Source organism: Aminivibrio sp. (assembly GCF_016756745.1).
In the GTDB taxonomy this organism is placed as follows: domain Bacteria; phylum Synergistota; class Synergistia; order Synergistales; family Aminobacteriaceae; genus Aminivibrio.
Map to the genome: position 1 here is coordinate 23069 of NZ_JAESIH010000035.1, position 9393 is coordinate 32461.

11 protein-coding genes are annotated in these 9393 nt (G+C 58.0%); all 11 read right to left on the reverse strand.

Annotation, left to right across the window (positions count from 1 at the left end):
* Window positions 1-8 precede the first annotated feature (8 nt).
* On the reverse strand, window positions 9-1094 hold the full coding sequence (locus tag JMJ95_RS04170) for a M48 family metalloprotease (protein WP_290682945.1): 1086 nt from the start codon (window positions 1092-1094) through the stop codon (window positions 9-11).
* A 10-nt stretch (window positions 1095-1104) separates the two neighbouring features.
* Complete coding sequence (locus tag JMJ95_RS04175) at window positions 1105-1566, reverse strand: hypothetical protein (RefSeq protein ID WP_290682947.1); 462 nt, start codon at window positions 1564-1566, stop codon at window positions 1105-1107.
* Window positions 1556-2029 (reverse strand): flagellar export chaperone FliS, encoded by a 474-nt coding sequence (fliS, locus tag JMJ95_RS04180; protein ID WP_290682949.1) that lies wholly within the window; start codon window positions 2027-2029, stop codon window positions 1556-1558. The genes JMJ95_RS04175 and fliS overlap by 11 nt, the downstream gene beginning before the upstream one ends.
* Before the next feature lie 76 nt (window positions 2030-2105).
* The gene (locus JMJ95_RS04185; RefSeq protein WP_290682951.1) at window positions 2106-3038 is read right to left on the reverse strand and encodes a 1-phosphofructokinase family hexose kinase; all 933 of its coding nucleotides are present in this window, start codon (window positions 3036-3038) and stop codon (window positions 2106-2108) included.
* Window positions 3039-3105: 67 nt separating this feature from the next.
* Window positions 3106-4296, reverse strand: coding sequence for a thioredoxin-disulfide reductase (gene trxB, locus JMJ95_RS04190; protein ID WP_290682953.1), 1191 nt, complete (start codon window positions 4294-4296; stop codon window positions 3106-3108).
* A 44-nt stretch (window positions 4297-4340) separates the two neighbouring features.
* The gene (gene prmC, locus JMJ95_RS04195) at window positions 4341-5183 is read right to left on the reverse strand and encodes a peptide chain release factor N(5)-glutamine methyltransferase (protein ID WP_290682955.1); all 843 of its coding nucleotides are present in this window, start codon (window positions 5181-5183) and stop codon (window positions 4341-4343) included.
* Complete coding sequence (prfA, locus tag JMJ95_RS04200) at window positions 5183-6259, reverse strand: peptide chain release factor 1 (protein WP_290682958.1); 1077 nt, start codon at window positions 6257-6259, stop codon at window positions 5183-5185. The genes prmC and prfA overlap by 1 nt, the downstream gene beginning before the upstream one ends.
* Window positions 6256-7188 (reverse strand): DUF1385 domain-containing protein, encoded by a 933-nt coding sequence (locus JMJ95_RS04205; protein ID WP_290682960.1) that lies wholly within the window; start codon window positions 7186-7188, stop codon window positions 6256-6258. Before JMJ95_RS04205 ends, prfA begins: the two co-directional genes overlap by 4 nt.
* A 7-nt stretch (window positions 7189-7195) precedes the next feature.
* Complete coding sequence (gene thyX / locus JMJ95_RS04210) at window positions 7196-7900, reverse strand: FAD-dependent thymidylate synthase (RefSeq protein ID WP_290682962.1); 705 nt, start codon at window positions 7898-7900, stop codon at window positions 7196-7198.
* 137 nt (window positions 7901-8037) lie between these two features.
* Window positions 8038-8274, reverse strand: a complete 237-nt coding sequence (gene rpmE, locus JMJ95_RS04215; protein WP_290682964.1) for a 50S ribosomal protein L31 — start codon at window positions 8272-8274, stop codon at window positions 8038-8040.
* 128 nt (window positions 8275-8402) lie between these two features.
* Window positions 8403-9026: a HutP family protein gene (locus JMJ95_RS04220; protein ID WP_290682966.1), complete on the reverse strand. Its 624-nt coding sequence runs from the start codon at window positions 9024-9026 to the stop codon at window positions 8403-8405.
* Between the last annotated feature and the right edge of the window lie 367 nt (window positions 9027-9393).

Consider the following 9393-nt stretch of genomic DNA (forward strand, 5'->3'; position numbering starts at 1 on the left):
CATCAAAATCAGTGGAGATATTTCGCGCCGGGGTGTTTGTTGTGGGCATTCCCGAGAGCCCTCACAAGGGACTCCCGGAACGCTTCCAGAGATTCGGCTCCTCGGGGCAGCGGCTCCCGGGCGACGATGGACGGGCCGACACGGAGGGCGTTCTTTCCATCGAGGGAGATGATCTGAATTTCATAGGGAGCTGTTTCCATCTGGAGCAGGTCGTCAATTTTTTCTGCGGCCGCTGCGGCTATATCCCGGCTTTCGCTGCTTTCGGGGAGAGACCAGACAGGCTCGCCGTCGAGAAGCAGCACGGTTTTGCCCTCTCCCGATTCCACCGAGGGGCGCAGAAGGTTCAGGGCTTTTTTTCTCCGAATGGGAACATTCGCCTCCTTGGCCGTCTGGAGAATGTAGGCCACCCGCTCGGAAAGCTCGGGATGGGTCATGAAAACGCCGGGATCCACGTAAGGCCGCTTCATCTGGTCGTAAATCATGGCTTCGAGAGAGGTAACCATTGCCGCAGGGGGAAAACCGGCCTCCAAGAGGATACGGAATCCTTCTTTGTCGGCCTCCCTTTCGAGATCCCTGCTGTAGGAATTTGTCACTGCTATCTGGGCAAGGTTGGTGAGAATCATGGGGCCCGCGCTTCCCTGGGAAGCAATCATGAGGGCGAGAGCAGCGAGATTGATCTTCGATGCCCGCGCGGTCTGGATCATGACATGCCGCTTGTCGGCATGGATAAGCTCGTGGGCGAGAATGGCGGCCACCTCGGCATCGGTACGGAGAAAGTCCAGCATGCCCGTGGTGAAGTAGACTATGCCCCCGGGAAGGCTGAAGGCGTTAACCATCTTCTCCCTGACGATCCTGACTTCGTAGGGAAGGGGGCGCGAAAGGTAGGGAAGGAAACGGACGAGAAGCATGGAAAGCCTTGCGCTCAGAGCAGGATCGGCAACCCGTTCCCACTGCTTTTCGACATCGGCGGCTACCTTCTCGCCGAGGGCGATTTCCTTCCCCATGTCGTCGGATGATGAAGCCGGTAGGGAGAGTGCGGTCAGAAAGAGAGTGCAAAAAAGCAGTACGACGGTGATTCTCCTGCAAAATTTCATGACAATGCCTCTAGAACGACCCTCCGGACTTATAGTAGCCGTGAACGGCCTTCTTTCCTTGGTTCAGCCTGAGCATTTCCTTTCTCAGGTCTGCCACGTGCTCCTCGAGAAGATTCTGAACTTTCTGCTCCTCTTCGAGCACACTGCCCGCGACATCACGGATGACCGCAAGGGAGGCCTTCAGGTCGTCCGTTCCGTCGGGTCCGAGGAGAGCAGCGACTTTTTCCCAGAAAACAGGCCCGTCCCTCCCCTCAGATAGGCCAAAGCCGGCACGGATAGTGTTCCACCCCTCCTGCACCAGTTCCTGCCTGGAGATCACGTCCTGTTTTTCGACGAGAATGGAAAGCAGGCAGTCAATATCTCCCGACCTGACACACTCGCCCTCTTTTTGAACAAGGAGGGCGAGTTCGTTGTACAGGGCGAGTTCTGTGGATGCCAGGCTCGAAAGGTTCTCCCAGAAATCATCCGGCAATGTTCAACCCCCCCGCGGGCACTTCCTGGCGCTCACTGGAAGCACCGGGCACCGGGGCAGAATGTCCCTGCTGCTCCGCAGCCAGCTTGATGACCGCTTCCTCCCATGTTCCCTTAAGTTCCTCGAGCATCCCCTGGACGATGGAAATTTTTTCCGGCTCCTTGCGGACATTGGCCTCCACGAGGAGAAGGTACATGAAGTCGTACAGCTTCATGAGCCCTTCCGCCACCTCTCCGCCGGCTTCCACGTCCAGGGTGACCATGAGCTCCCGGAGAACGTCCTGGGCTTTCTGTATATTTCTGTTCGCCTCCTCGGCGCTGCCGGAGGCAAGGGCGGAGGAAGCGTTCCTGCAGGCCTTCACGCCTATCTCGTATGTTATAAGAAGAAGCTGTTCTCTCGAAGCGGTATTCACTCTGGTAGCAAGGTATACTGCCTGAGCGTTCTGGGCATTCCTGGAGTCCATGAAAAATTCCTCCTTCCTCTCCCTCTGTTTCGGCCGAAGCAGGCGAAAACATTACACCGCCCGCTGAAAAGAGGCTTCAGGAGAGGTGTTCCAATTCCACAAGGGGTATGAATTCCTCCACCGCTTTTCTGTTCTGTATTCCCTTCCCTACATGGGCCGCACACTCCCAGGCGGAGGCCATGGCAAAACGGATCGTATCCTCCGTTGACATCTGTTCTTCCCTTCCAACCACCAGTCCCGCGAGAAGGGCGTCGCTGGCCGAAAAGATGGACCGGACGCTTTTCCTGTCCGCCAGGGCGAGGTAAATACCGTCGGGGGAGAAAAACACGTTGCCGTAGGTCCGGTAGGAGACGACAGCCCATTCCACCCCTTTCTCGTGGAAGCCGGAGACCACGTCGATGAGATTATCCAGGGAGGTGAGAGACCGGCCCATGACCTTCGACATGAAGCGGTGGTCAGCCTTCACCACTGTGGGGCCGGCGTCGAGAGCCGCCATGAGAGGCGGACCGGCGGCATCCACTACTGTGGGTATTCCCTTTTCCCTGGCGAGGAACACAAGTTCGGCGAAGATATCCTCAGGAGCCCCTGGCGGAAGAGATCCTCCCAGAATGACCATCCTCGTCCGCTGAAGAATCCTCCTGTAGACCTTCCGCAGGCGATCCATGGCTTCAGGGCTCACGGAGGGGCCTGCTTCGGAAATTCCGGTTTCCACGTGTCCCGTGTCGTCGATGATATACACGTTGGTGCGGGTTTCGCCGGGAATGTGGACGAAATTCGTGGTGATGCGGAACGTCCGGAGGGCATGGCGGATATACTCTCCGTTGAATCCCGCGAGAAATCCCATTGCCGTGGAGGAATAGCCGAACTGGGCCAGAAGGGTGGAAACATTGATGCCCTTGCCGCCAGGGGACCGGCTGCTTTTTGTGGCCCGTATCCAACCTCCGGGGCGGAACTCGGGAACCACGTATTCTTCGTCCACAGCAGGATTGAGGGTGACCGTCAATATCATGACCTGCTCCTCCCGGGCACGGGGCCGTTCCTGTTGCGATCCTGGAACGCCCTGCGGGATTTTTGATCTACTTCTTCAGAAATTCTCCGGCCGACGATGCGTCGGTGACGGGAGTCATTTTCACCGTTTTCCCCGAGGCTAGCTCCACCATGGCGGGAAGGGAGGGGAGTCCGAGCTTCTCCACCATGCGGGCGTTCTTGTAGCCGTCCACGAGCGCGATCTTTATCCCGGCGTCCCTGGCCAAGGCCTCCACTTCGTCGGAGAGCTTCACTTGCTCCCTGTCGATGCTGGAATAGAACAGGGCGGTCACGTGCTCAGGGTCGAGAAGAACGGAACGGAGGTGAACCTGCTCGTTGATGTAGGCGGAAGCGCTCATGGCGGCAATCGCTCCGTCGGACGCGGCGGTGACCACCTGGCGCAGCCTCTTGTCACGGACGTCCCCCGCAGCGAAAATGCCCTCCACGGAAGTTTCCATGGCATCGTTGGTCTTGATCCAGCCGCCCTTGGCGGCTGCGACGAGTCCCCTCACGGGCTCGTCGTGGGGGGATTGGCCCACGAACATGAAGACGCCGGCAACAGGAAGATTCGACACCTCGCCGGTCTTTATATTCTTCAGTACGAGGTTCTCCACCATACCGTCCCCTTCGATCTTCTCCACCACCGTGTTCCAGACGGGAACGATTTTCGGGTTGGAGAGAGCCCGTTCCACGGCGGCGCGGTCGGCCCGGAACTCATCCCTCCGGTGGATGATGTAGACTTTCGACGCAAAGGTGGTGAGATATTCGCCTTCCTCCACGGCTGTATTGCCGCCGCCGACGACAGCGATCTCCTCGCCTTCGAAAAAGGCGCCGTCGCACACGGCGCAGTAGCTCACGCCCTGGCCTATATGCTCGGCCTCACCTTCGCACCCCAGTCGGCGGAAATAGGCTCCCGTGGCTATGATGACCGCTTCGGCCTCGATCTCGCCTTTATTGGTCACGACGACTTTCGCTTCGTCGCGAACTTCCACGGCGGACACGTCGGCATCGCGGAATTCCGTCTTGAACTTTTCCGCATGGCTCCGGAACATGGCGGCAAGCTCGGGACCGGTGGCATGTTCCACTCCCGGCCAGTTTTCAATTTCCTCGGTTATGTTGATCTGTCCGCCGGGAACACCCTTTTCGAGAAGCAACACATCAAGGCCGGCTCTTCTGCCGTAAATCGCCGCCGCAAGGCCGGCGGGCCCTGCGCCTATGATCACAAGCTCTCTTTTTTCCATGAGAAACCACCCCTCCAGATGAAAAACAATAACAACCACCGGGATTATACACGAAGCCACGAGACCGCGCGAGGTTTGCGCGACAGATCATGGAATATTCCCTCAAATTGCAGGCTTCTGGGAGCAATTTGTACCAGTTGTTCGCCCTGTTCCCCGACACCTATCTCGAAGAGCAGCCTCCCCCCCTTCCTGAGCTTTGCCGGCGCCCAGCCGAACAGAGCCATGTACCACCGGAGACCGTCCTCCCCTCCGTCGAGGGCGGAGAGAGGCTCCTTCCTGACCTCCCTCGGGAGGCCGCAAATTTCGGAGGAACGAATATAAGGGGGGTTGCTGACCACCAGGTCGAACTCTCCGTCACTGGCGGGGATGTCCTCCGGGCTCCTGGAATGCCAGAGGAAGCAGCGGGAAAGAACGCCGTGCTTTTTCAGGTTCCTCCATGCAAGGCTGAGAGCCGGGGGATCGGCGTCGACAGCCACGGCGGAAAGGTCCGGACGTTCCGCCAGGAGGGCCAGGGTGATGCACCCGGAGCCTGTTCCCCAATCCAGAAACCGTCCCGCAGGCGGAAGGAAGGAAAGGGCCTGTTCAACGAGGGTTTCAGTATCCGAGCGGGGAATGAGCACTCCCGGGACAACCTCGAGAGACCTGCCGTAGAAATCCCAGGACCCGAGGATGTACTGCAGGGGCTCCCCGGTACATCGCCGCTCGGTCATACCCCAGAGCCTCCGGGCGGCGTCGTCTTGCAGCGGAAGGGAAGGGTGCGCTGCATAAAAGGAGCGGGAAATTCCGGCTGCGCCGACAAGAAGGAGTTCCGCTTCCCTCTCGGGAAATTCGACGCCAAAGACGCGCAGCCTTTCGGCAGCCAGCCTCCGTGCCTCGGACAGGTTCATCAGCCCGCCTCTATGGAATGCAGCCTTTCGGTCTGGTCGGCCAAGGTCATGGCCTCGATGAGGTCGTAGATATCGCCGTCAAGATACTGATCGAGCTTGTAGAGGGTCACACCGATCCTGTGATCGGTGATCCTGTTCTGTGAAAAATTGTAGGTCCGTATCCGCTCGGAACGGTCTCCTGTGCCGATCTGCCCCCGGCGCTCGGATGCGAGTTCCTCGTTCTGCTTCCGGAGCTCGGCATCATAGAGCTTCGCCCTGAGGTAGGCCATGGCCTTGACCCTGTTCTTGAGCTGGGACCGCTCATCCTGGCAGGTCACCACAATACCGGTAGGGATGTGGGTTATCCGCACGGCGGAGTCGGTCATGTTCACGTACTGTCCGCCCGCACCGCTGGAACGGTAGGTGTCGATCTTCAGGTCTTCCGTGTTGATTTCCACGTCCACATCTTCGGCCTCGGGAAGAACGGCGACCGTGGCGGTGGAAGTATGGACCCTGCCTCCGGCCTCCGTGGCCGGCACCCTCTGGACCCTGTGAACTCCACTCTCGAACTTGAGCTTGCTGTACACGCCGTTTCCGTCGATCCGGAAAATGATTTCCTTGTACCCGCCGATTCCCGTTTCGTTATAGTCGAGAACCTCGGTCTTCCAGCCTTCCCGTTCCGCGAAGCGGGTGTACATGCGGAAAAGATCGGCGGCGAAGAGAGCGGCTTCCTCTCCTCCAGCACCTCCGCGGATTTCCATGATGACGCTTTTCTCATCGTTAGGATCCTTCGGCAGAAGGAGGAGCCTGATCTCCCGCTCCAGTTTTTCGAGAAGGGGTTCCTTCTCCGACAGTTCCTCCCTCGCCAGCTCGGCCATATCGGGGTCGGCACCATATACCAGGCTTTTCGCCTCCTCGATGTCCCCGGCTATCTTCCGGTATTGCCGGTATTTCACCACCACGGGTTCAAGCTGGGAGTGCCTTCTGGCGAGGGCCTGCAGTTCCTTCAGGTTACCGTGGGTGGACGGATCCGCCATTTTGGCTTCGATGGCCTCAAAATCCTTTTCAAGAGCCTCAAGTTTCCCAAGGTAGTTCATGCAGATTCCTCCGCAAGCGTGTTCAGTTTTCTTCCAAGGGCAGTCTCCAGGGATGTGAGGGCCACCTCGACCTGTCGTTCGTCAGGTTCCCTGGTGGTGAGGTATTGAAAGGACAGGGCGGGGGCCATGAGAATCCTGCCTGCCGGTCCGGCGCAGGACGCTCCCTTGATGATTTCGTAGGAAATGCCCATAACCAGAGGCAGAAGGACGATCCTGCTACCGATGCGCCAGAGGATGGAACCCGATCCGGCGAGGGAAAACACCACGATGCTCACCGCAACGACGATGAGGAGAAAGGAAGTCCCGCATCTCGGGTGAATCCTAGAAAAGCCCATGATGTTTTCCGGCGTCATCACCGCTCCCGATTCGTAGGCATTGATTGTTTTGTGCTCGGCGCCGTGGTACCGGAACACCTGCCGTATTTCACCCCACAGGCCGATACCGGCGACATAGGCGATGAACACGACGCCACGGAGGCAACCTTCAAGCACGTTCTTGCCCAGGGAAGTGAGCCCCCAGCCCTTTACCGCCAGGTCGGAGAGCCACAGGGGAAGAGCTATGAAAAGCCCTGCTACGGCAAATATGGCCACGACGACGGTAATGAACATCTCTTTCGCGGTGATCTTTTCCTCCTCGCCCACGGCAATCTGGGCCGATTTATCCAGGGCGCGGAAACCCACGGTCATCATCTCGATCATGGTAACCACCCCGCGGATAACCGGGAACTTCCAGGGCATGGAGGACGTCCAGGAACGGCTGTTCCAGCTTTCACTCTCAATCTTGCCGTCAGGCTTCCTCACGGAAAGCCCCCACCGCGCGGGTCCCTTCATCAGGACTCCTTCGATCACAGCCTGACCGCCTACGGGAATCCTTCGGTCCCCGGAGTCTTCAGCAAGCAACAGCAACAGAAAAGCAAGCAGTCTTTTCATTTTCACCTCAGGAATTTTCTTCGTCTAATAAAAGCATCTCAAGGGAATCGTACGGCTTCCCGCAGGGATTCATCTCCCCGCATTCTCCGGAAATGACGCACGACGGCCCCGCCTTCTCGAAAAGCAGGGGGGCGGCCCGCCTCGCCAGCCGGAGCATTTTCCTCGCCAGGTTCCGGATTTCCCACTGGGCCCTCCTGCACAGCCTGAGGGTAAAGAAATGGTGAAGTTCCCTGGCGTTCATGGTCATAACGAGCCGGGTACTCCACCCGTGGGGGAGAATGAAGCGGGCGTCCTCCCTGGGAATGCCTGCCCCCACCATCTCGGCATAGAAGCGGTGCGCCTCTTCCGCCATCGTCCGGAACCGTTCAGAAAAGGCCGTGCTCGAGGCGACGGAAGGAGGGAGGATGACATCGGGCTCGTCCATTTCCACGTATCTCTGGCTCTGTTGGCTGAAGGAAGCGATCCTGTGCCTTACGAGCTGATGGGATGCCACCCTGCTGAGCCCGTCCATGGCAAATGTGAAGGAGGCATGTTCAAAGGGGGAATAATGACCGCTTTCCCAGAGGTGGCGCAGGAGTTTCGCGCTTCTTTCAGGCGACTCGGCCTCAAGAAGGTCGGCGGCGGAGGCGTCGCTGTAGCATATTCTTGCCGCAGCGGCAACCACGGCGTCCGGAGACGGCGTCGATGCAATCAACAGGACACGGCATGCCATGGAATAGTTCTCCCCTTTCCCTTTCGGATTCCCCAAGCGAGGCGGACCCGAAACGAAAAAACAGCCAGCGTCGCATCACAATGCGGCTCCGGCTGAAAACAGGCTCTCAAAAAAGGGGACCCCTGGTCCCCTTTTCCCTACTGGTCGGAAGTCTCTCTCTGGCCGTAGTTGATGCCCTGATACTTCCTCTGGAACTTCTCGAGCCGGCCCGCTTCCGTAAGAACGCGGCTGCCCTTCTTCCCGGTGTAGAAAGGATGACAGGAGGAGCATACACTGACCCTCAGCTCCTTGTCGGTGGAACGGGTTTCAAACGTGTTGCCGCAGGCGCACGTCACCGTGCATTTCTCGTAGCGAGGGTGAATATCCTTTTTCATCTATGAGACACCTCCGAAGAAAATCGTGACCAGTAAATTGTCACTAAACAAACAGAAACTCTATCACAGGACGCTTTCCCGTGCAAGAGCCATTTTTCGTCCGGAAATTACGCTGAAAAGGGCCTGGGTCAGATATGCATAACCCCGAGGCCGCATCGTTCGTGATGTGCCACGGCGTGATAGGCTGTATCCCCCATGACGGCCACGGAGATCCACTTGCTGTTCCTGACGATGGCGATTTTCGCTCCCACGCTGGCTTCGAGCATTCCCACCACCAGGAAGCCGTCAAGGGCCTCCAGGGCAGCGTGCATGAGAGCATGCATTTCGTTCCGTTTCTTCTCCACTACCCCAGCGTTGAGCGAAGCCCCGACAAGCGCCCTGGTTATTTTCTGCGGGAGATCTCCCGCAAGCCCCCCCACTTCGGTGGCGACAGATCTCCAGCCGATGGACGAAAGCTCTTTCTTGAAAACGCACTCTGTCTCGTTGCTCGTCGTCGCCGCCAGAAGAAGGGCCGCCCTCCCCACCTGGCTCTCGTCTTCGATCCGAATCCTGAGGTTCAGGTCAATGCCCGGCTGCTCGCTCTCCACTCCCCTGGAGTTGATGTCCAACGACAGCGGCTCCTTTTCCCGGCCGTGAGACTGCGGGGAAGGCCGGGGAGTCCCTTCTTCAGGACATTCCGCTCCCGCTTCCATTTCCACAGATTCGTCCTCCAGCTCTTCCTGAGGGGCGTTGAAAATTTTCTTCCAGATCACGAACATACAGCTCCTCTCTGGTGTATTCTAGTACGCATTATAAAGGAATCGGGGAAAAGAATCACTTCCCGGCTGTTTTTCTCATCGATGGAGGAAAACCGGCAGGCAGAATTGCTGAAGGGAACGATGGATCTAAATCCGCAAATCTTTCCCGCAGAGGGAGTGTCGCCGGGCATACGGTGAATTCGCCCTCCCCTGGGGCGAAGAGATTATCCCCTGAAAAATTAGCGGATTTAGGTGAGGCCTAAATCCGCACCCTAAAAAATAAAAAACCTCTCTGGACTGTTCGGAGAACAGTGGTAAGGTAGTGTTTACGAAGGCACAACCCTTCACCAGAGAGGTGCAATCATTATGACTGAAAAGGCGA